Genomic DNA, 21,545 nt, shown 5'->3' with positions numbered 1-21,545 from the left:
CAGGCGTGCCGAGTCGCCGCGGCCCGTAACCTGGTTGACGGAATGCTCGGCCACATCAGTGCCCGGATCGACGAAGAACACCTACTGATCAGGTGTCGCAGCGACTCTGACAACGGGGTGGCATTCACTCGTCCCGATGACATCCGGCTCATCCGCTTCGACGGAACACCGGGCATCGAGGGCGAATTAGACGGATACCGGGTCCCCAACGAGTTGCCGATTCACGTCGAGACGCTGCTGGCACATCCCGAGTACCGGGCGGTGGCACACCTGCATCCGCCGGCCGTCGTGTCGGCCGACCTCGCCGGTATCGCGATCGAACCCCTCTACGGCGCCTTCGACATTCCCGGCGCATGGCTGGCGCGTCGTGGTGTCCCGGTGTACGAGAGGGCGGTGCTGATCCGCACCGCTGAGCTCGGAAAAGAGATGGTCGCCGCCATGGCGGGCAGGCCGGTGGTGATCTGTCGCGGCCATGGGATCACCAGTGCCGCTGCCACGGTTGCCCAGGCCGTCCTGCAGGCGATAAGCCTCGACCGATTGGCTTCGATGTCACTGCGGGTCCGCTCCGCGGGCGGCACCTGCAAGCCGATCGGCGAGTCGGATTGGACGGATCTGCCCGACCTCGGGCCCTCCTTCACCGAAGCTGCCGCCTGGCGCCATGAACTGGCCCGCCTGGAGCACCGATGACCGGCCAGGCGGAGATCAGCGCCGAGATCGCGGCGATCCAGTCCGAGTGCCGGCGGGCGGGCAGTGCCGAAAGCCAGCCGAAACTGGACTTTCCGCCGTACCGCAGCAGCGTGCTTCGCCATCCCAAAAGTGCACTGCACCTGGCAGACCCAGAGGCGGTCGAACTACGGGCACCCTGTTTCGGTGAGTACGACGTCGCTCCCCTCGACGCAGACCTGACGGTTCAGCACGCCGGCCCGCCGATCGGCGAACGCACCGTGGTGACCGGACGGATCCTCGACGGTGACGGCCGGCCGGTACGCCGGCAGCTCGTCGAGATCTGGCAGGCCAACGCCAGCGGGCGCTACGTCCACCAGGGGGATCAGCATCCCGCACCGCTGGACCCCAATTTCACCGGTGCGGGGCGGTGCCTCACCGACGACGACGGGTTCTACCGGTTCACGACGATCAAACCCGGCCCGTACCCCTGGCGCAACCACCACAACGCCTGGCGTCCCGCGCACATCCATTTTTCGTTGTTCGGAAGTGATTTCACGCAACGACTGATCACTCAGATGTACTTCCCGGGCGACCCGTTGTTGGCGTTGGACCCGATCTATCAGTCGATTACGGACCAGAAGGCCCGCGACCGGCTCATCGCGGTCTACGACCACGCCATCACCAGTCACGAATGGGCCACCGGCTACCGCTGGGACGTGGTGCTCACCGGCCCGGCCGCAACGCCCGTCGAGGAACCATGATGACCGAGCTGACGGCCACCCCGGGGCAGACCATCGGTCCGTTCTTCGGCTATGCCCTGCCGTTCGACCGCGGCGACGAACTCGTGCCCCCTGGCTCACCGGGTGCCGTCCAGCTGCACGGCACCGTCACCGACGGGGCCGCGGCGCCCGTTCCCGATGCGCTGCTGGAGATCTGGCAGGCCGATGCGGACGGGGCCGTGCCGACGTCCAGTTCCCTTCGCCGTGACGGCGATACCTTCCCCGGCTGGGGACGCGCCGCGACCGATGCCGCCGGCCATTACAGTTTCACCACGGTGAGACCTGGAGCGGCCCGCCAGTCGGCACCGTTCATCGCCGTCACCGTGTTCGCGCGCGGCCTGCTGAACCGGCTGTTCACCCGCGCCTATCTACCGTGCGATCAGCTCGACGCGGACCGACTGTTGGTTTCCGTGCCTGCTGACCGCCGCCATACGCTGATCGCGGTGCCCGACGAGCACGGCCTCCGCTTCGACATCAGGCTGCAGGGCACCCACGAGACGGTATTCCTGCGCTACCGGGGGCAACCATGACCGACCTGTTGTGGCCCGGCGACCACCGGGCGGGGCAGATCTTCAGCGACGCGGCGTATCTGGCCGCCATGGTTCGGGTCGAAACCGCTTGGCTCAGTGTGCTCGTCGACGCCGGCATCGCACCCGCTTCGGCGCGGGCCGACCTGACTGCGGCGCTCTCGGAAGCTGACGTGGAAGCGGTGGCCGTAGCGGCAGAGGCGACCGGCAACCCGGTACCCGGCATGCTGGAATTGCTGCGTGAGCGCACCGGCGGAGAACCTGCGCGCTGGCTGCACCGCGGACTGACCAGCCAGGACGTCGTCGACACCGCACTGCTGCTCTGCCTGCGCGAGGCGCTGGACCGAATCCGCAGCGAACTGGGCACCCAGGTCCATACCTTGGCCACGCTGGCCGAAACCCATCGTGACGACCCCATGCTTGCTCGCACCCTGACCCAGCCCGCGTTGCCCACAACGGTCGGCATGAAGATTGCACACTGGCTCACCGGGATTCTGGACGGAGCCGACTGCGTCGCCGCACTGCCAGAACCTCCGGTGCAGGCCGGCGGCGCCGCGGGAACGATGGCCGCTGCCACCGAGTTGTCCGGCTCGCCCGCCGGCGCGATCACCCTGTCCGGACGGCTGGCCGCGGTGCTCGGTCTCGCCGACAGCCCGCCGTGGCACACCACCCGGTCGGTCATAACCCGCACCGGCGACGCGTTGGTGACATGCTGCGATGCCTGGGCCCACATCGCCAATGACGTCGCGGCCAGCAGCAGGCCCGAGATCGGCGAACTGGCCGAGGGCCGCGGCGGTGGTTCATCGACGATGCCGCACAAGAACAATCCGGTGTTATCCATCCTGATCCGCCGTACCGCATCGGTAGCGCCGTCGCTGGCTGCCATTTTGCACGCCGCATCGGCTGCCGGTATCGACGAGCGCTCCGACGGCGGGTGGCACGCCGAATGGGCCGCCCTGCGGACCCTGGCCCGTCGGGCCCTGGCGGCCGCAGCGCAGACAACCGAACTGCTCACCGGACTGGTCATCGACACCGAACGCGCCGCGGCGAACCTGGCCGCCGCCGGTGACCTGATCGCAGAGCAGCGCACGATGGCTGAGTTGACCGGGGGTACGCCGCGGAGTGACTACACCGGTGCCGCAGCCGATCTCATCGATGCCGCGCTGCAACGCGCGCGCCACACCATGGAGGCGACATGAGCGTGCCGCGGTTGGTCGGCACCGACTTCGGCGGCCCGCCCGGCGCGGACCTGCTCGTGCTCGGGCCGTCGCTCGGTACCTCAGCCACCGCCCTGTGGGGCGGCGCCGCCGAGCGGCTCGCCGGACATCTGCGCGTCGTCGGATGGGACCTTCCCGGCCACGGCCGCGGTCCGGCGGCCCCGTTCCGGATACCGGATTTGGCGGCCGGCGTGCTGGCCCTGGTCGATGACATCGCGCCACGGGCCGCGTTCCACTACGCCGGTGACTCCATCGGAGGTGCGGTCGGTTTGCAGTTGCTGCTCGACGCCCCCGACCGAGTGTCGAGCGCCACGCTGCTGTGCACCGGCGCCACCATCGGTCGTGCCGAGGACTGGGCCACCCGTGCCACCACCGTGCGGACATCCGGCACCGGCGCGATCATCGAGCTGTCCCGACAGCGCTGGTTCGCCCCCGCTTTCGCCGACCGCCAGCCCGAGCTCATCGCCGCACTCTCAGATGCGCTGCGCCGCACCGACAACGAATCGTACGCCCAGGCATGCGAGGCACTGGCCGATTTCGACGTCACCGCGCGGCTCGCTGAGATCACCGCTCCGGTGCTGGCCATCGCCGGCTCCGAGGATGTCGCCACTCCGCCGGAATCGCTGAGGCGTATCGCTTCCGGTGTCGAACACGGCCGCCTTGTGATACTCGACGGCGTCGGCCACCTCGCGCCACTCGAGGCGCCCAACGCGACCGCCGGCCTGATTCTCGACCATCTGGCGGTGGGTGATCCGGTCTACACCGCGGGCATGTCGGTGCGCCGAGAAGTCCTCGGCGACGCACATGTCGACCGTGCGATCGCCCACACCACCGAGTTCACCGCCGACTTCCAGGACCTGATCACGCGCTACGCGTGGGGCAGCGTCTGGACCCGAGACGGCCTCGACCGACGCAGCCGCTCGATCATCACGCTGACCGCCCTCGTGGCCCGCGGCCACCATGACGAGTTGGCACTGCATCTGCGTGCAGCGCGCCGAAACGGCCTGAGCAACGACGAGATCAAAGAGGTGCTGTTGCAGACCGCGGTCTATTGCGGTGTGCCCGACGCCAATACCGCGTTCCGTATCGCCGCGCAGGTGCTCGCCGACCACGACGGCCCGGAGAGCGTTGGGTGAGCCGCACGGTAATCTGCGACTCCGCCGCCGACGCGCTGTCCGACGTGACCGACGGCGCCACGATTTTGGTGGGCGGATTCGGCATGGCCGGGATGCCCACCGTGCTGATCGACGCACTGATCGCCCGGGGAGCAGGCGATCTGACCATCGTCAGCAACAATGCGGGCAACGCCGATACCGGTCTGGCGGCGTTGCTGGCCGCCGGCCTAGTCCGCAAGGTGATCTGTTCGTTTCCCCGACAACCCGATTCCTATGTGTTCGACGGCCTGTATCGCGCCGGCCAGGTCGCCCTGGAACTGGTGCCGCAGGGCAACCTGGCCGAACGCATACGCGCCGCCGGTGCGGGCATCGGGGCGTTCTACTGCCCCACCGGCGTCGGCACGCTGCTCACCGAGGGCAAGGAGATCCGGACCATCGACGGCAGCGATTACGCGCTGGAGTACCCGATCCACGGGGATGTCGCGCTGATCCGGGCCCATGTCGCAGATCGCGCGGGAAACCTGGTGTATCGCAAGACCGCACGCAACTTCGGTCCGGTGATGGCGACCGCTGCCACCCTGACGGTCGCTGAGGTGTCCCGGGTCGTCGACACCGGCCAGCTGGATGCCGAAGCGATTGTCACGCCGGGAATCTACGTCGACCGGATCCTGGAGACGAGCACGTGAGACCAACCCCTGCCGGTCCGATCGAGCACCTCGACCGCGGTCCGCTGACCCGCGACGAACTCGCCGCCGTCATCGCCCGGGACATCCCCGCGGGCTCGTACGTCAATCTCGGCATCGGACAGCCCACACTGGTGGCCGACCACCTGTCGCCCGAGGACGCAGTGGTACTGCACACCGAGAACGGCATGCTCGGGATGGGACCCGCAGCACGTGGCGAGGACATCGATCCCGATCTCACCAATGCCGGCAAGATTCCGGTCACCGAGCTGCCCGGGGCCTGCTACTTCCATCACGCCGACTCCTTCGCAATGATGCGGGGCGGCCACCTCGATGTGTGCGTGCTCGGAGCACTGCAGGTCAGTCAGCACGGTGACCTGGCCAACTGGCACACCGGGGAACCGGACGCGATTCCCGCCGTCGGAGGAGCGATGGACTTGGCGATCGGAGCCAAGAACGTGTTCGTGATGATGGACCTCTTCACCAAGGACGGCGCCGCCAAACTGGTTCCCTCGTGCACCTATCCGCTGACCGCTCTGCGCTGCGTCAGCAGGGTCTATACCGAATACGCAGTCATCGGCATCGACACCGCCGCGGGAACGACCCGGGCACGAGAAACCTTCGGCACCACGGTCGCTGACCTCGCGGCCCGATTGCCCGTCAGGTTCAGCTAGCGGCTACCGCTTCAGAGCAGGCCCAGAATCCGATCGCCGGTGGCGGCGGTGGACAGCTTCTGGCCTCCCCGGGTCGCCAGGTGCCGCTCGACGGCCGCGTCCACCCGGGCGGCGGCGTCGTGCTCACCGATGTGGCCCAGCAGCATCGCCACCGACATCACCGCCGCGGTCGGGTCGGCGATGCCCTGCCCGGCGATGTCCGGGGCGCTGCCGTGCACCGGTTCGAACATCGACGGGTTGGTGCCGGTGGCGTCGATGTTGCCGCTGGCCGCCAACCCGATCCCACCGCACACCGCGCCGGCCAGGTCGGTGATGATGTCACCGAACAGGTTGTCGCTGACGATCACGTCGAAGCGGCCGGGGTCGTTGACCAAATAAATGGTGGCGGCGTCGACGTGGGTGTAGGCCGTCTCGACGTCCGGGTACTCCGCACCGATCTCGGCCACCGTACGTGTCCACAGCGACCCGGCGTAGGTCAGCACGTTGTTCTTGTGCACCAGGGTCAGATGCTTGCGGCGCTGCCGGGCCTTCTCGAAGGCGAAGCGCACCACCCGGGCCACGCCGTAGGCGGTGTTGACGCTGACCTCGGTGGCGACCTCGTGGGCGGTGCCGACCCGAAGCGCCCCGCCGTTGCCGGTGTAGGGCCCCTCGGTGCCTTCGCGCACCACCACGAAGTCGATCTCCGGCGGATCGGCCAGCGGGCTGGCGACCCCCGGGTAGAGCCGGCTGGGCCGCAGGTTGACGTGGTGGTCCAGCGCGAACCGGGCGTGCAGCAGCAGGCCGCGCTCGAGCACACCGGACGGCACCGACGGGTCGCCGATGGCGCCGAGCAGGATCACGTCGTGGCCGCGGATCTCGTCGAGCACCGAGTCCGGCAGGACCTCACCGGTGGCGTGATAACGCTTGGCGCCCAGGTCGTAGGTGGTCTTCTCGGTGCCGGGCAGCACTGCGTCGAGCACCTTGACGGCTTCGGTGATGACCTCAGGACCGATGCCGTCGCCGGGGATGACCGCGAGTTTGACGCTCATACCAGGTCGACCTCCTCGATCTTGTTGGCGCCGACGGCTGCGCTGATCGCCGATTGCACATCGGCGGGCACCTGGCGGTCCACCCGCAGCAGGATCGTCGCCGCGGGGCCCTCGGCGTCCTCGGAGAGTTGTGCGGCATGGATGTTGATGCCGGCGGAACCCAGCAGGGTGCCGATCTTGCCCAGTGCCCCGGGCTGGTCGGTGTAGTTGATGATCAGGTTGACGCCCTCGGCCCGCAGGTCGAAGTGCCGGCCGTTGATCTGGACGATCTTCTCCACCAGATGCGGGCCGGACAGGGTCCCGGCCACCGTGACGACCGCCCCGTCGGCGGCCACCGCCCTGAGCTCGACGACGCTGCGGTGATTGGGACTTTCGCTGGCGGTGCCGATTTCGGCGTCCACCCCTCGTTCGGCGGCCAGCGCCGGCGCGTTGACAAACGTCACCGGATCCTCGATGACAGCCGAGAAAAGGCCGCGCAGGGCCGAAAGCCGCAGCACCTCAACGTCTTCGGAGGCCAACTCGCCGCGTACCTGAACCGACAGCGACACCGGCAGGCCGTCGGAGAGTGCACCGGCGAGCAGCCCGAGTTTGCGCACCAGGTCCAGCCAGGGCGCGACTTCCTCACTGACCGCGCCACCGCCGACGTTGACCGCGTCCGGCACGAATTCCCCGGCCAGCGCCAGCTTGACGCTCTTGGCGACGTCGGTGCCGGCCCGGTCCTGGGCCTCGGCGGTGGAGGCGCCCAGGTGCGGGGTCACCACCACCTGCGGCAGGCCGAACAGTGGGGAGTCGGTGCACGGCTCGGTGGCGAACACGTCCAGGCCGGCGGCGCGCACGTGGCCGCTGGTGATCGCCTCGGCCAGCGCGGCCTCGTCGATCAGCCCGCCGCGGGCGGCGTTGACGATGATCACGCCCGGCTTGGTCTTGGCCAGCGCCTCCTTGCCGATCAGGCCCGCGGTCTCCGGGGTCTTCGGCAGGTGCACCGAAATGAAGTCGGCGCGGGCCAGCAGCTCGTCGAGGGGCAGCAGCTCGATGCCCAGCTGCGCGGCAAGCGCGGCCGAGACGTAGGGGTCGTAGGCGATGATGTGGGCACCGAACGCGGCCAGACGCTGAGCGACCAGCTGGCCGATCCGGCCCAGCCCGACCACGCCGACGGTGTGGTCGAAGATCTCGGTGCCGGAGAACGACGAGCGCTTCCACTCCCGGGCGTGCAGGGAGGCGTCGGCCGCCGGGATCTGCCGGGCGGCGGCCAGCATCAGCGCGATCGCGTGCTCGGCGGCGCTGTGAATGTTCGAGGTCGGGGCGTTGACCACCAGCACCCCGCGCGCGGTGGCGGCATCGACGTCGACGTTGTCCAGACCGACCCCGGCGCGGGCCACGATCTTGAGCTTGGTGCCGGCCGCGAGGACTTCGGCATCGACGGTGGTGGCCGAGCGCACCAGCAGCGCGTCCGCGTCCGGTACCGCGGCCAGCAGCTTGTCTCGGTCCGGGCCGTCGACCCAGCGAACCTCGACCTGGTCACCGAGGGCGGCGACGGTGGATTGGGCGAGTTTGTCAGCGATCAAAACCACGGGCAGAGTCACCCGGACAGCCTAACGATCGCCGTCTGGGTGTTTGAGCCGGGCGCAACCCTTTCAGATCGGTGCTCGGGTGAACCCTGTCGATACGCGCCTAACGACGACGTCCATGCGGTTGCGCCGCCGGGCGACGAACACCCGCAGCTGCTGCCGAACAGGGTGAACCCGCGGGCCGATGAATCAGCCCGACCGCCGCGAGATTGAAGCCACGCAGGCCTTCGCTTGGATCTTGCCTGCGTGGCTTCAATCTCGGCGCACGAGCACGGCCGCCAACGCCGTGGCGCCGACGACGGGACGTGACTAGGCCGTCTCGGTGATGGGCCGGTCCACCCAGCTCATCAAGTCGCGCAGCTTCTTGCCGGTGACCTCGATCGGGTGCTCGGCGTTGGCTTTGCGCAGCCCCTCGAGTTCCTTGTTGCCGCCCTCGACGTTGGCCACCAGACGCTTGACGAAGGTGCCGTCCTGGATGTCGGAGAGGATGTCGCGCATCCGCTGCTTGGTGTCGGCGTCGATCACCCGCGGACCGGACAGGTAGCCGCCGAACTCCGCGGTGTCGGAAACCGAGTAGTTCATCCGGGCGATACCGCCCTCATACATCAGATCGACGATCAGCTTGAGTTCGTGCAGCACCTCGAAGTAGGCCATCTCCGGGGCGTAGCCGGCCTCGACCATCACCTCGAAGCCGGCCTTGACCAGTTCCTCGGTGCCGCCGCACAGCACGGCCTGCTCACCGAACAGGTCGGTCTCGGTCTCCTCCTTGAAGGTGGTCTTGATGACCCCGGCCCGGGTGCCGCCGATGCCCTTGGCGTACGACAGCGCCAGCGCCTCCCCCTCACCGCGCGGGTCCTGGGCGACCGCGATCAGCGCGGGCACACCCTTGCCGTCGACGAACTGCCGGCGCACCAGGTGCCCGGGCCCCTTGGGCGCGACCATCCCGATGGTGATGTCGGCGGCCGGCTTGATCAGACCGAAGTGGATGTTGAGGCCGTGGCCGAAGAACAGCGCGTTGCCGGCCTGCAGGTTGGGCTCGATGTCGCCGGTGAAGATCTCGGCCTGGGCGGTGTCGGGCGCGAGCAGCATGATCACGTCGGCCCACTTGGCGACCTCGGCGGGGGTGTCGACCTCCAGGCCCTGCTCGGTGACCTTGGCCCGCGACTTGGAGCCTTCCTTGAGGCCGACCTTCACCTGGACGCCGGAGTCGCGCAGGCTCAGCGAGTGCGCGTGACCCTGGCTGCCGTAGCCGATCACCCCGACCTTGCGGCCCTGGATGATCGACAGGTCGGCGTCGTCGTCGTAGAACATCTCAACTGCCACTTTGTGTCACTTCTTTCTGTTCGTTCTTCGATGAAGTATGTGCGTAGGAGTTATTTGGCCGTACCGATGCCGCGCGGACCGCGTGACAACGATACGAGACCCGATTGGACGATCTCACGGATGCCATAAGGCTCCAGCACCCGCAACAACGCCTCGAACTTGGCCGGGGTGCCGGTGGCCTCGATGATCAGCGACTCCGGGGAAACGTCGATCACCCTGGCGCGGAACAGGTTCACCGCCTCGACGATCTGGCCGCGGGTACCGGCGTCGGCGCGGACCTTGATCAGCGCGATCTCACGGGAGACCGAGTTGTCGTCCTCCTGCTCGACGATCTTGATGACGTTGATCAGCTTGTTGAGCTGCTTGGTGATCTGTTCCAGTGGAATGTCCTCCACCGAGACCACGATCGTCATCCGCGACATGTTCTTGGTCTCGGTGGCACCGACGGCAAGCGACTCGATGTTGAAGCCGCGCCGGGAGAACAATGCCGCCACCCGGGCCAGCACGCCGGGTTTGTCCTCGACCAGCACCGACAACGTATGGGTCTTCCAACTGGCGGTCATCAGGCGTGCCCCTCGTTGTTGTCGTCGTCGAACAGCGGCCGGATACCGCGGGCGGCCTGGATCTCGTCGTTGCTGGTACCGGCGGCCACCATCGGCCACACCTGCGCGTCCGCGCCGACGATGAAGTCGATCACCACCGGGCGATCGGTGATCGCCCGCGCCTGATTGATGACGTCTTCGACGTCTTCTTCACGCTCGCAACGCAATCCGACGCAACCGAGCGCCTCAGCCAGCATGACGAAGTCGGGAATGCGGTGCGAGTGGGTGGCCAGGTCGGTCTGTGAATAGCGCTCCCCGTAGAACAGGGTCTGCCACTGGCGCACCATGCCCAGGTTGCCGTTGTTGATCAGCGCGACCTTGATCGGCATGCCCTCGATGGCGCAGGTGGCCAGTTCCTGGTTGGTCATCTGAAAACAGCCGTCACCGTCGATCGCCCACACCTCGGCGTCCGGGCGGCCCATCTTGGCCCCCATCGCCGCCGGGATCGCGAAGCCCATGGTGCCCAGGCCACCCGAATTCAGCCAGGTGCGCGGCTTTTCGTAGTGGACGAACTGCGCGGCCCACATCTGGTGCTGGCCCACGCCGGCGACATAGACGGCGTCCGGCCCCGCGATGCGGCCCAGGGTCTCGATCACGTATTCCGGGGACAGGCTGCCGTCGCTTTGCGGGCCGTAGCTCAGCGGGTAGGTGGCGCGCACGTCGTCGAGGTAGGCCCACCAATCCGTGAGATCGCTTCCGAGGTCCGTCTTCTCGTGGCGCAGTGCGCCGATCAGCTCGGTGATGACGGCCTTGACGTCGCCGACAATCGGCACGTCGGCGTGCCGGTTCTTGCCGATCTCGGCCGGGTCGATATCGGCGTGGATGACCTTGGCGTCCGGGGCGAACGAGTCCAGCTGACCGGTGACCCGGTCGTCGAAGCGGGCGCCCAGGGTGATCAGCAGATCGGAGCGCTGCAGGCCGGCGACCGCCGCGACGGTGCCGTGCATGCCGGGCATACCCAGGTGCTGGCGGTGGCTGTCCGGGAAGGCGCCGCGGGCCATCAACGTGGTGACCACCGGGATGCCGGTCAACTCGGCCAGCTCGGCCAGCTGTTCGCATGCCTCGCCGCGGATCACGCCGCCGCCGGCATACAGCACCGGCCGGCGCGCCGCGGCGATCAGCTTGGCGGCCTCGCGGATCTGCCGACTGTGCGGTTTGGTGGTGGGCTTGTAGCCGGGCAGGTCCAGCTTCGGCGGCCAGGCGAAGGTGCACTGACCCTGCAAAATGTCCTTGGGGATGTCGACGAGAACTGCTCCGGGCCGTCCGCTTGCCGCGATGTGGAACGCCTCGGCGATCACCCGGGGAATGTCGTCGCCGTTGCGAACCAGAAAGTTGTGCTTGGTGATCGGCATGGTGATGCCGGAGATGTCGGCCTCCTGGAAGGCGTCGGTGCCGATCAGTGCGCGGCCGACCTGCCCGGTGATGGCCACCACCGGGATGGAGTCCATCTGCGCGTCGGCCAGCGGGGTGACCAGGTTGGTGGCACCCGGACCCGAGGTGGCCATGCACACCCCCACCCGCCCGGTGGCGTGCGCGTAGCCGCTGGCGGCGTGCCCGGCACCCTGCTCGTGGCGGACCAGCACGTGGCGCAGCTTCTTGGAGTCGAACAGCGGGTCATAGACCGGCAGCACGGCTCCACCGGGGATGCCGAAGATGACGTCGACGTCGAGTTCCTCCAGCGACCGGATCACCGACTGGGCACCGGTCATCTGCTCGGGTGCGACGCGTCTGGCGGCTGCTTTGGCTTTGTCGGCGGAGGGGGTCCCGTTGGCCGGCTGCGGCCCGTCGGTTGCGGCCGACCGCTGCGGCGGTCGCGTGGTGGGTGCGCTCACGGTTTCCTCTTCAATTTCTCTGGTGATCTGGACTGGTGGCAACAAAAAACCCCCGCCAGCTCAGCTGCTGCACGAGGGTTGCGCGTTGGTGGTTGGAAGCTCAGGCAACAACCAACGCGCAGGGGGCTACTACGAGCATGCCGTTGTCCATAGCCGAAGACGGTAGTCCCTGGACCGACCGGGCGTCAAATAAGCGGTGGGCGTTCTCAGTGCAGGTGGTCGACGAGCGACCCATGTTCGCCGAACAAGGCCGCCGTCCAGTGCTCCAGCAGCGCGGTGTTGTCATGGTCGTCGGGGTGGAAGCCGTACCTGTTGTAGTCGCCGAGCCGGCTGAAAACGGCCCGGGTCAGAAACGGCGAATGCCGCAGTGCGGCAAAGCTGCGAACGAGCCGCACCGGGTTATACGCGGCCCGGTCGGTGAACATCGAGAGGATCGAGTTCACCGTGACGGCGATGGGAAAGCTGAACCGGATGACCCGCATGGTCCGGATGCGCCGGATCTCGTCACCGCCGACCGCACGGTAGACGTCGAACGCCACCGAGCGGTGCTCGGATTCCTCGATGGCGTGCCACAGCAGCATCGAGCGCACTTCCGTCGTGCCCAGCAGGGCCTGGGCTCGTTCGTCACTGAGCAGGGTCTCGGCGAAAACCGCGGTGAAGTGCTCGAGCGCGGCGGTGATGGCCAGGCAGGTCAGCGGCGAGAACCGCCGCTCGGCCGCCTTGAGGCGCCGGTGCACAAGCCGGTCGATCCGGCGGGTGGGGTAGCTCATCTGCTGCAGACGCTCATTGAGGGCACGGTGTTCGCGGCCGTGCGATACCTCTTGTCCGACAAATCCTTTGACGCGTTCCTTCAATTCCGGATCGGTGATCTGGTCGGCGTAGTGGCGCACCGAACGCACGAAGAAGTCCTCGCCCTCGGGAAACACCGCCGAAAGGTGCGCAATGAGATGGCTCATCACCAGGTCGCCGGCGACGAAGTGGCGGTCCAGCGCCGCGACCGGGTAATTGAACCGAATGCGACGTGGATGGACCGCGGGCTGCGCGAGGTGGCGGTCGTTCGGTGCGTTCTCGCTGGCAGTCATTGCGTCCCCTCTGAGTGTTGGTCTGCTGGGTCGGTCACCAGCGGTCTGGCCAGTGTCTTGAAGGTTTCGAGGATGTCTTTGACGGCCAGCGGCTCGTAGCCGTCGATCAGCCGTGCCATCGCCAGGCCATTCATCAGCGCGAACGCCATCTGCAGTCCGATGCGCGACTGCGGCGTGACGGCCCCGCCGGGACCGGCGGGGGCCAGCAGTTGGGTGTACACCCGCTCGCACGCTTCGGCGAACTGCCGATCGGTTTCGACGACTGCCGGCGCCAGGTCCGGGTCGGTGCGAGCCGCCACCCACAGTTCGTGCGTCGCGGTGAAGGTCTGGCCGGAAAACATCGACCACAGCAGGTCGAAGGCCTCGTCCAGCTTGTCGGCGGAGGGATCCAGCCCCGCCATCAAGACCTCGAACTCCTCGATGCGGCGGTTCAGCGCGAATTCGATGGCCGCGGTCAGCAGCCCGATCTTCGTCGGGAAATGACCTTGCAGCGCGCCCACCGACACCCCGGCGCGACGGGCCACCTCGGTGGTCGTGGTGCCCTTGAAACCGACCTCGACCAGTGCGTCCAGCGTCGCATCCAGTAGCGCGCGGCGCGTCTCCGCGGTCCGCTCCGCCTGGGTCCGGCGAGGCCTGGTCGACGTCATGCGCCCATGATGCGTTACTTAAAATAAGTAGTCAATATTTTTTGTGCCGGGGCGTTCGACCGCCGCCGACCCGCGCCACCGGTACCGGCGGTGACATCATGCCAGGGTGGCCTCCCGCTCCCCCGATCCCGCACCGCTGGTGATCCGAATCTCGCCGATGGCCCACTTCGCCGTCGGCTTCCTGGCCCTGGGTCTACTGATTCCGGTGCTGACCTGGCCACTCACCGCGCCGCTGCTGGTGCTGCCGGTGCTGCTCTCCGCGCTGATCGCCCGGTGGCGAACCGTCGCCGACGCGCAGCAGGTCACGGTGCGGACCCTGCTCGGCAGCCGCTCGGTGGACTGGGACGCCATCGCGGGCCTGGGGTTCAGCCGCGGATCCTGGGCGCGGGCGCACCTGCACGACGGTGAGCAACTACGCCTGCCTGCGGTCAGCTTCGCCACCCTGCCGCTGCTCACCGAGGCCAGCGGCGGGCGGGTGCCCAACCCGTATCGCTGATCAGCGCCCCGCCGGCCTCCTCAGCCGAGCGGGTTGGCTCCGTTGAGGAACACCCACATCGCCACGCCGCCGGCGATCCCGAGCAGCAATGCCACGATCGACCCGATGAAGGGTCGCCGGGCCCAGCCTCGGTCGCCGTCGAGCCCATACCGTCCGGGGCCGACCAGCACGATCGCCACCGCCACCACGATGAGCATCAGGTGGTATTCGTGGCCGTCCGGGAGGAAGAAGTCGAAGCGCCCCTGGCTCTGCGACGAGACGCCGGCGAGCACACCGTTGATCAGGTACGCCAGAGCGCCGGCAGCGGCCAGCGGCGTGAACAGTCCGAGCACCAGCAGCAGGCCGGCGGCGATCTGCCCGCCGCCGGCGGCGTAGGTCAGGATGTCGGCGTGCTGGTAGCCGGCCTCGGAGATCGAGCTCTTGAATCCGGTCAGGCCTTGGCCTCCCCACCAGCCGAACAGCTGGCGAAGCCCGTGGGCCACCAATACCACTCCCAGGCCCAGCCGCAGGACCAGCAGGCCCAGGTCCTGGGTTCCCCGCCGGTCCACCACCCGGAACGGGTCGTCGGCGTCAGCGCCGACGGGACCGCCGACGCGCCCGGCGGCGGCCTGTGGTTCGGCATACGGCAGCGGGTTGTAGTCACCGCCGAGGGGGCGGGCACCGGTCGGGTCATAGGGCGGGATAGCAGCAGTCTCGAAATCACCGGTATAGGTCGGCGATGGCATGTCGTCCTCCGGATCTACCAGACGTGCCGACTTGGGACGTCCTTTGTCTGCGTCGGCAGCTCCACCCGGCCGACGCCAGTGTGAGCCCTCACCTTGACTCTTCACCCTGCAAGGGTAAGGGCAACCCCGGCGGGATTGGGGATTTGAACGCCTTCGTTAGCGAATCGATTCCGGCCCGGTGCAGGCCCGACGACGCCGCTGCGGCGGGCATCGTGGCGGAACCGGACCCGGTGTCCGTAACCTGACGGGCATGCGGATGCGCGGGGCGATTCACCGGGTGCCTGTCGTGCTGTGCGCGGCCTTACTGGTTCTGACGGGTTGCGCCCACTTCAACGACGCTCAGTCCCAGCCCTTCACCACCGTGCCCCGGCGCGGGCTGGCGCCCACCACGACGCCTCCGCCGCCCCCGCCGCTGCCGGCCAACCCGTTCCCCAAACAATGTCCGGCCCCCGGGGTGATGCAGGGCTGCCTGGAGAGCACCAGCGGGCTGATCATGCACGCCGACAGCAAATCGGCGCTGGTCGCCGAACGCACCACCGGCGCGGTCAAGGAGGTCTCGCTGACCGCCGAGCCCAAGGTGAAGACCGTCATCGGCGTCGACCCGGCCGGTGACGGCGGGCTGATGGACATCGTGTTGTCGCCGACTTACTCCCAGGACCGGCTGATGTACGCCTACATCAGCACCCCCACCGACAACCGGGTGATCCGGGTCGCCGACGGCGATGTGCCCAAGGACATCCTGACCGGGATCCCCAAGGGGGCGACCGGAAACACCGGCGCGCTGATCTTCACCAGCCCCACCACCCTGGTGGTGTTGACCGGTGACGCAGGGAACCCGGCCGCGGCCGCCGACCCCGGGTCCACGGCGGGCAAGGTACTGCGCATCGAACAACCGACGACGATCGGTCAGGCCGCCCCGACCACCGCGCTGAGCGGGCTGGGCGCGGGCGGGGGGTTGTGCATCGATCACGTCGACGGCTCGCTCTACGTCACCGATCGGAGTCCGAGCGGAGACCGCCTGCAGCGCATCACCAAGGACTCCCACGTTTCCACCGTGTGGACCTGGCCGGACAAGCCCGGAGTGGCCGGCTGCGCCGCGATGGACGGAATCGTGCTGGTCAATCTGATCAACACCAAACAGACCGTCGCGGTGCGACTGGCCTCCGGCACCGGTGCGGTCACCAGTGAACCCGAGGTCATGCGCCAGGACACCCACGGCCACGTCTGGGCCGTCAAGATGTCGCCGGACGGCAACGTCTGGGGCGCGACGGTGAACAAGACCGCCGGTGACGCGGAGAAGCTCGACGACGTCGTATTCCCGCTGTTCCCCTCCGGCGGCGGGTTCCCGCGCGCCAACGACGACAAGGACTGAGCCGGTCGGGCCTTGATCTGTGCACGGATTAAGTTAATTTAGGCGAACCTTCGTTATAGAGGGCGTACGACGGCGGGCTTCCACCCGAGTTCCGCGAAAGTACCCTCGCCCATACACCCCCGGACGTCGCCGACTCGTATACTAAATACCATTATCACCTGGTGTTTTCCGAATTCAAGTCCGTTATCGTGGACCGTGGTACCGCATTTTCTTTACGGTCGCGTCAAATAACATCACTCGTGTTGTCTCCTAACCTACTTTCAAGTAATCTTTCGCCGACTGTGCGACCCGTCACAGCAATTGTAATGAGGAGCCCCATGCACAACGTTGTTCGCTCACCGTGGATCGTCGCCGGTGCGGCGCTAGTCGGCGCCGGCGCCATCGCCGCCACCCCGGTCACCATGCCGCTGCCGAGCCTGCCGGCCGGGCACTCGCCCGTGGTCGCGCTGACCGCCGACTTCGACCCGTTCGGCGCCTGGCAGGACGTGTTCGATACCGCCAAGACCAACGCCACCACGCTGTGGGATGCCATGTCTGCGGCCCCGATGGTTGCCGGACAGCAGCTGATCGCGGACCTGATCAACGGCACATCGATCGACCCGCAGGCGGTCATTGACGCGATCGTGCAGCCCAGCATGCAGACCGACCTGCCCATGTCACCGCTGCTGTTGAGCAACGACGCGCTGCAGGCACTGATCACCCTGGTGATGCCGCAATACATGCCCGACGACTTCCCCCTCAGCACCGATGAGCTCACGCCGGTTCTCTCTTTCCTGGCGTCACCGATCAGCGGGGTGCTGATCGGCGCGCTCGCCCCGAGCATCAGCCCGCTGGTCGCGCTCTACAACGGCGTTACCGAGATCAGCACCGCGTTGTCCGGTGACAACCCGGATTGGACGGCGGCGCTGCAGGACATGGCCAACCTCCCGGCCAACATGGTCGGCGGGCTTCTCAACGGGGCCACCCTCAACCTGGACGCGCTGCTGCCGAGCCTGATCGAGGGCGGCCTGCTGCCCGCGGACCTGGACGTCACCGCGCTCAGCTACACCTTCGGTGGCCTGCTGTCGCCCGGCCTCACCGGCACCGACGTCGAGGGCTTCGTCAACTTGATCAGCGACGGCAGCTCCCCCGGCATCGGCGGCTCGATCATCAACGGACTGGGCCTGACCACCGGCCTCATGGGCTTCCCGCTGGTGGTTGAAGGCCAAGGCGTCGGACTGCTGGGCGCGTGGCAAAGCCTGCAGGAGATCATTGCCAACGCTCTTGGCTGGGACGGCGTGGGCAACCCGCTCGACGACGTGGCCGCCGGTGGCAGCGCGGTCGGCACCGACCTGCTCGCCGACCTGGCGAGTTCGATCGGCCTGTAGGCCCTTTCTCCGGCCCACGAGTGGCCCCCTCCGATCGCGGAGGGGGCCACTTTCGTCGTCGGTAGCGCACGATCGGTTCTCACAGAAGCTTTACCGACTGCGCCCCTGCGGCCTTAAATATCGGCTTTACCTTGGAGCTCGGGTCAAGGTCACCGTCACGGCACGCCGAGACCGTCTAGCGAAAAGGATGACGACACGATGTTGATCGACGTTCGGTGGCTGCAGTTCATCTTCGAGCACCGGAGCAACCAGCAAGTCCGTCGCCTGCCGCAGATCCCCGCCGCCGCCGCCGGCTGAGGCGGCCGGACTACCCGCAGGCTTCCAGCACCAGTTCTCGCACCCGGGCGGCGTCGGCCTGGCCCTTGGTGGCTTTCATCACCGCGCCCACGATGGCGCCGGCGGCCTGCACTTTGCCGCCCCGGATCTTCTCGGCCACATCGGGATTGGCGGCCAACGCATCGTCGATCGCGGCTTGGATCACCGAGTCGTCGCGCACCACGACCAGGCCGCGGTCGGTCATCACCTGGGTCGGCTCCCCCTCCCCGGCGAGCACTCCTTCGACCACCTGGCGGGCCAGCTTGTTGGACAGCTCACCCGACTCCACCAGCGACACCACCTCGGCGACCTGCGCCGGCGTGATCGCCAGGGCGTCGAGTTCGACGCCGGCTTCGTTGGCCTTTTGCACCAGGAAGTTTCCCCACCAGGCTCGGGCGGCCTCGCTGGAGGCCCCGGCTGCCACGGTCGCCGCCACCAACTCGACCGCGCCCGCATTGACCAGATCGCGCATCACCTCATCGGAGACGCCCCACTCGTCTTGAATCTTCTTGCGGGCCAGCCACGGCAGCTCGCCGATGGTGCCGCGCAGCTCCTGAACCAGCTCCGCGCTCGGTGCCACCGGCTCCAGGTCCGGCTCGGGAAAGTAGCGGTAGTCCTCAGCGGTTTCCTTTGCCCGCCCCGGGCTGGTGTAACCGGCCTCGTGAAAATGCCGGGTCTCCTGGGTGACAGTGCCACCGCCGGTCAGCACCGCGGCCTGGCGACGCATCTCGTAGCTGACCGCCACCTCGACACTCTTGAGTGAGTTGACGTTCTTGGTCTCGGTGCGGGTACCGAATTCCGTTGCGCCGGTGAGCATCAGCGATACGTTGGCGTCACAGCGCATAGACCCCTGATCCATGCGCACATCGGAGACGTCCAGGGAGCGCAGCAGGTCCCGCAGCGCGGTCACATATGCCCGGGCGATCTGCGGGGCACGCTCGCCGGTCCCGGTGATCGGCTTGGTGACGATCTCGATCAGGGGTACGCCGGCCCGGTTGTAGTCCACCAGGGATTCGCTGGCGCCCTCGATGCGGCCGGTGTCGCTGCCCACGTGGGTGAGCTTGCCGGTGTCCTCCTCCATGTGGGCGCGTTCGATGTCCACCCGCCAGACCGACCCGTCGTCGAGCGGCACGTCCAGGTGACCGTTGAACGCGATCGGCTCGTCGTACTGGGAGATCTGGTAGTTCTTCGGCTGGTCGGGATAGAAGTAGTTCTTGCGGGCGAACCGGCACCAGGAGGCGATCTCGCAGTTCAGCGCCAGCCCGATCCGGATCGCCGATTCGACCGCGGCGGCGTTGAGCACCGGCAGCGAACCGGGCAGCCCCAGGCAGACCGGGCACACCTGGGTGTTGGGTTCGGCGCCGAACGCGGTCGAGCACCCGCAGAACATCTTGGTGGCCGTGGACAGCTCGACGTGCACCTCCAAGCCCAGTACCGGGTCGAAGCGGGCGACGACGTCGTCGTAGTCGAGCAGTTCGGCGACAGCAGCGGTCATGGTCGAAAGTCTAGGTGACCCGATCACACCGGCCAGTCCTCCATCCGGTAGGCGGCGTCGAAGAACATCCACTCATAGCGTGCGGTGGTGTGGAAATGCCGGCGCATCAGTTCCCGCTCGGTAGGCGACGCGTCCGCACCGACCCGGTCGGTGACCGCGAGCACCGCATCGACCACCGCCTGGAACTCCTGGCCAGCATAGGTGTCGATCCAGCGTTGGAACAGCGGCTCGGGCGAGCCGTGACGCTGCAGGTGTTCGCCGACCCTGGCGTAGATCCAGTAACAGGGCAGCACCGCCGCGACGGCCTCGGCGTAGGAACCGGAACCGGTGATGGCCAGCAGGTAGCTGGCGTAAGCCTGGGTGGCCGGGCCGACCGGAACCGCCGCGGCGGCGCCGGCGTCGAGCCCCAGATCGGTGAGCAGCCCGGCGTGCAGCTCGTTCTCGGCGGCGATCGCCACCCCGGCGTGCTCGGCGAACATCGTCAGCTCCCCCTCGAGCGGCGCCTTGGCCGCACAGCCCGCCAGCGCCCGCGCATAGGCCCGCAGGTAGTGGGCGTCCTGGACGATGTAGTAGCGGAATCGGTCGTGGTCCAGGGTCCCGTCGGTGAGTCCGGTGATGAACGGGTGAGCGCAGATTCGCGCATAGATCTCGGCGGCCTGGCCCCAGAGTGCGTCACGTGTGCGATTGGCCATGACCCACCGTAGCCCGCCCACTAAACTGGCTGAATGTCCGAGCGCAACGTATTGGGCGATCCGCTACAACCGTGCGGCAGTGACCCGATTACCGGTTTCTACCGGGACGGCTGCTGTTCGTCGGGCCCGGAAGACATTGGACTGCATACCATTTGCGCGGTGGTCACCGCCGAGTTCCTCGAGCACCAGCGCTCGATCGGCAATGATCTGTCCACGCCTATGCCCGCCTATCGGTTTCCGGGCCTGGCGCCCGGTGACCGCTGGTGTGTCACCGCGGTGAATTGGCTTCGGGCGCACCGTGATGGTCGTGCCGCTCCGGTGGTGCTCGCCGCCACCCATGAACGCACCCTCGACGTGGTTCCGCTGGATGTCTTGCGCGGGTATGCCGTTGACGTGCCGCCGAGCGGCGCGTCGCCGCGCCGCACGCCGAACCGGCGTATACCGCACCCGGTTGTGGCTGTCGGGCGTACCGCCCCGCTGCACATGCCCCAGCACCGTGGTCCGCACGTCCTTCTTGACGCGCCTCTCGATCTCGACCGCCAGCTGGGCCGCGACCCCGGTGAATCGCTCGTGGCCGAACTCGTCGATGCCGCCGGACCGCAGCTCCATCGACCCCTCGGCCGGCTTGGCTCCCTCGGCGACCACGCAGATGAAGTGCGACGAGCCGTGCTGGAAGCGCTGTTTGACCAGCCGGCACACCTCTTCGACGTCGAACGGCTGCTCGGGGATCAGCGTCATGTGCGCACCGCTGGCCAGGCCCGCATTCAGTGCGATCCACCCGGCGTGGCGGCCCATCACCTCGACCAGCATGACCCGCTGGTGGGATTCGGCGGTGGAATGCAATCGGTCGATCGCCTCGGTGGCGACCTGCAGTGCGGTGTCGTGGCCGAAAGTGACGTCGGTGCAGTCGATGTCGTTGTCGATGGTCTTCGGGACCCCGACCACCGGGACGTTCTCCTGCGACAGCCAGTGCGCCGCGGTCAGGGTGCCCTCCCCGCCGATCGGGATGAGCACGTCGATGCCGTTGTCGTCGAGGGTCGCCTTGACCTGGTCCAGGCCGGCACGCAGTTTGTCGGGGTTCACCCGGGCGGTGCCGAGCATGGTGCCGCCCTTGGCCAGCAGCCGGTCGTTACGGTCGTCGTTGGCCAGCTGGACCCGCCGGTTCTCCAGCAGGCCCCGCCAGCCGTCCTGAAACCCCACCACCGTCGAGCCGTAGCGCGAATCGCAGGTGCGCACCACCGCCCTGATCACCGCATTCAGCCCGGGACAGTCACCGCCACCGGTGAGGACTCCGATCCGCATGAGACCCATCTTGCCGGGTCGCTCACCTCGAGGCTGTA

Annotated in this window: 20 protein-coding genes and 2 pseudogenes; 11 read left to right on the top strand and 11 right to left on the bottom strand. The window is 67.8% G+C overall.

From position 1 onward, the window contains the following. The first annotated feature begins 42 nt into the window (after window positions 1–42). The 7 genes from G6N23_RS06885 to G6N23_RS06855 are packed head-to-tail and all read left to right on the top strand — an operon-like array spanning window position 43 to window position 5,661. Complete coding sequence (locus G6N23_RS06885; RefSeq protein WP_234808696.1) at window positions 43–687, top strand: 3,4-dihydroxyphthalate decarboxylase; 645 nt, start codon at window positions 43–45, stop codon at window positions 685–687. After that, window positions 684–1,427, top strand: a complete 744-nt coding sequence (gene pcaH, locus G6N23_RS06880; RefSeq protein ID WP_085262125.1) for a protocatechuate 3,4-dioxygenase subunit beta — start codon at window positions 684–686, stop codon at window positions 1,425–1,427. Before G6N23_RS06885 ends, pcaH begins: the two co-directional genes overlap by 4 nt. Further along, entirely contained in the window at window positions 1,424–1,975 is a 552-nt protein-coding gene (gene pcaG / locus G6N23_RS06875) for a protocatechuate 3,4-dioxygenase subunit alpha (protein ID WP_085262124.1), read from the top strand. Before pcaH ends, pcaG begins: the two co-directional genes overlap by 4 nt. Further along, a complete protein-coding gene (pcaB, locus tag G6N23_RS06870) occupies window positions 1,972–3,171 on the top strand; it encodes a 3-carboxy-cis,cis-muconate cycloisomerase (RefSeq protein ID WP_085262123.1) in 1,200 nt (399 codons plus the stop codon). The genes pcaG and pcaB overlap by 4 nt, the downstream gene beginning before the upstream one ends. Further along, a complete protein-coding gene (gene pcaDC, locus G6N23_RS06865; protein WP_085262122.1) occupies window positions 3,168–4,325 on the top strand; it encodes a bifunctional 3-oxoadipate enol-lactonase/4-carboxymuconolactone decarboxylase PcaDC in 1,158 nt (385 codons plus the stop codon). The genes pcaB and pcaDC overlap by 4 nt, the downstream gene beginning before the upstream one ends. Next, the gene (locus tag G6N23_RS06860) at window positions 4,322–4,990 is read left to right on the top strand and encodes a 3-oxoacid CoA-transferase subunit A (RefSeq protein ID WP_085262121.1); all 669 of its coding nucleotides are present in this window, start codon (window positions 4,322–4,324) and stop codon (window positions 4,988–4,990) included. Before pcaDC ends, G6N23_RS06860 begins: the two co-directional genes overlap by 4 nt. After that, on the top strand, window positions 4,987–5,661 hold the full coding sequence (locus G6N23_RS06855; protein WP_085262120.1) for a 3-oxoacid CoA-transferase subunit B: 675 nt from the start codon (window positions 4,987–4,989) through the stop codon (window positions 5,659–5,661). Before G6N23_RS06860 ends, G6N23_RS06855 begins: the two co-directional genes overlap by 4 nt. 11 nt (window positions 5,662–5,672) lie before the next feature. On the opposite strand, the gene G6N23_RS06850 is transcribed toward G6N23_RS06855, so the two are convergent. The 7 genes from G6N23_RS06850 to G6N23_RS06820 all read right to left on the bottom strand — a co-directional run bounded on the left by G6N23_RS06850 (window position 5,673) and on the right by G6N23_RS06820 (window position 13,743). Then, window positions 5,673–6,689, bottom strand: a complete 1,017-nt coding sequence (locus tag G6N23_RS06850; protein ID WP_085262119.1) for a 3-isopropylmalate dehydrogenase — start codon at window positions 6,687–6,689, stop codon at window positions 5,673–5,675. Next, window positions 6,686–8,272: a phosphoglycerate dehydrogenase gene (gene serA, locus G6N23_RS06845; RefSeq protein ID WP_085262118.1), complete on the bottom strand. Its 1,587-nt coding sequence runs from the start codon at window positions 8,270–8,272 to the stop codon at window positions 6,686–6,688. Before serA ends, G6N23_RS06850 begins: the two co-directional genes overlap by 4 nt. 294 nt (window positions 8,273–8,566) lie before the next feature. Continuing rightward, window positions 8,567–9,568: a ketol-acid reductoisomerase gene (ilvC, locus tag G6N23_RS06840; protein ID WP_173675076.1), complete on the bottom strand. Its 1,002-nt coding sequence runs from the start codon at window positions 9,566–9,568 to the stop codon at window positions 8,567–8,569. Between the two features lie 62 nt (window positions 9,569–9,630). After that, entirely contained in the window at window positions 9,631–10,143 is a 513-nt protein-coding gene (gene ilvN / locus G6N23_RS06835; RefSeq protein ID WP_085262116.1) for an acetolactate synthase small subunit, read from the bottom strand. After that, window positions 10,143–12,014, bottom strand: a complete 1,872-nt coding sequence (locus G6N23_RS06830; protein ID WP_085262115.1) for an acetolactate synthase large subunit — start codon at window positions 12,012–12,014, stop codon at window positions 10,143–10,145. Before G6N23_RS06830 ends, ilvN begins: the two co-directional genes overlap by 1 nt. A 206-nt stretch (window positions 12,015–12,220) precedes the next feature. Then, window positions 12,221–13,096: a metal-dependent hydrolase gene (locus tag G6N23_RS06825; RefSeq protein WP_085262114.1), complete on the bottom strand. Its 876-nt coding sequence runs from the start codon at window positions 13,094–13,096 to the stop codon at window positions 12,221–12,223. Further along, on the bottom strand, window positions 13,093–13,743 hold the full coding sequence (locus tag G6N23_RS06820; protein ID WP_085262113.1) for a TetR/AcrR family transcriptional regulator: 651 nt from the start codon (window positions 13,741–13,743) through the stop codon (window positions 13,093–13,095). Before G6N23_RS06820 ends, G6N23_RS06825 begins: the two co-directional genes overlap by 4 nt. A gap of 157 nt (window positions 13,744–13,900) precedes the next feature. Here G6N23_RS06820 and G6N23_RS06815 point away from each other — a divergent pair, with 157 nt between their 5' ends. Continuing rightward, on the top strand, window positions 13,901–14,239 hold the full coding sequence (locus tag G6N23_RS06815) for a PH domain-containing protein (protein WP_085262271.1): 339 nt from the start codon (window positions 13,901–13,903) through the stop codon (window positions 14,237–14,239). 20 nt (window positions 14,240–14,259) lie between these two features. Here the strand turns inward: G6N23_RS06815 and G6N23_RS06810 are convergent, their stop codons facing one another. Beyond that, the gene (locus tag G6N23_RS06810) at window positions 14,260–15,069 is read right to left on the bottom strand and encodes a DoxX family membrane protein (protein ID WP_085262112.1); all 810 of its coding nucleotides are present in this window, start codon (window positions 15,067–15,069) and stop codon (window positions 14,260–14,262) included. 145 nt (window positions 15,070–15,214) lie between these two features. Here G6N23_RS06810 and G6N23_RS06805 point away from each other — a divergent pair, with 145 nt between their 5' ends. Further along, a complete protein-coding gene (locus G6N23_RS06805) occupies window positions 15,215–16,336 on the top strand; it encodes a PQQ-dependent sugar dehydrogenase (protein WP_085262111.1) in 1,122 nt (373 codons plus the stop codon). Window positions 16,337–16,653: 317 nt separating this feature from the next. Continuing rightward, a complete protein-coding gene (gjpA, locus tag G6N23_RS06800; RefSeq protein WP_085262110.1) occupies window positions 16,654–17,703 on the top strand; it encodes an outer membrane porin GjpA in 1,050 nt (349 codons plus the stop codon). A 307-nt stretch (window positions 17,704–18,010) separates the two neighbouring features. Here the strand turns inward: gjpA and gatB are convergent, their stop codons facing one another. Further along, window positions 18,011–19,513: an Asp-tRNA(Asn)/Glu-tRNA(Gln) amidotransferase subunit GatB gene (gene gatB / locus G6N23_RS06795; protein WP_085262109.1), complete on the bottom strand. Its 1,503-nt coding sequence runs from the start codon at window positions 19,511–19,513 to the stop codon at window positions 18,011–18,013. 23 nt (window positions 19,514–19,536) lie between these two features. Next, on the bottom strand, window positions 19,537–20,205 hold the full coding sequence (gene tenA, locus G6N23_RS06790; RefSeq protein WP_085262270.1) for a thiaminase II: 669 nt from the start codon (window positions 20,203–20,205) through the stop codon (window positions 19,537–19,539). A 33-nt stretch (window positions 20,206–20,238) separates the two neighbouring features. On the opposite strand from tenA, the pseudogene G6N23_RS06785 reads away from it, so the two are divergent. Then, window positions 20,239–20,604 (top strand): annotated as a pseudogene (locus G6N23_RS06785) (DUF2237 family protein); the annotation flags it as partial. Here the strand turns inward: G6N23_RS06785 and G6N23_RS06780 are convergent. Next, window positions 20,601–21,507, bottom strand: a pseudogene (locus G6N23_RS06780) (ATP-dependent 6-phosphofructokinase); the annotation flags it as partial. The pseudogenes G6N23_RS06785 and G6N23_RS06780 sit on opposite strands and share 4 nt — an antisense overlap. Window positions 21,508–21,545: the final 38 nt, after the last annotated feature.

This window comes from Mycolicibacter terrae, assembly GCF_010727125.1.
In the GTDB taxonomy this organism is placed as follows: Bacteria; Actinomycetota; Actinomycetes; order Mycobacteriales; family Mycobacteriaceae; genus Mycobacterium; species Mycobacterium terrae.
Note: the sequence above shows the minus strand (reverse complement) of the source record. Positions and strands in the feature narration are given on the sequence as shown.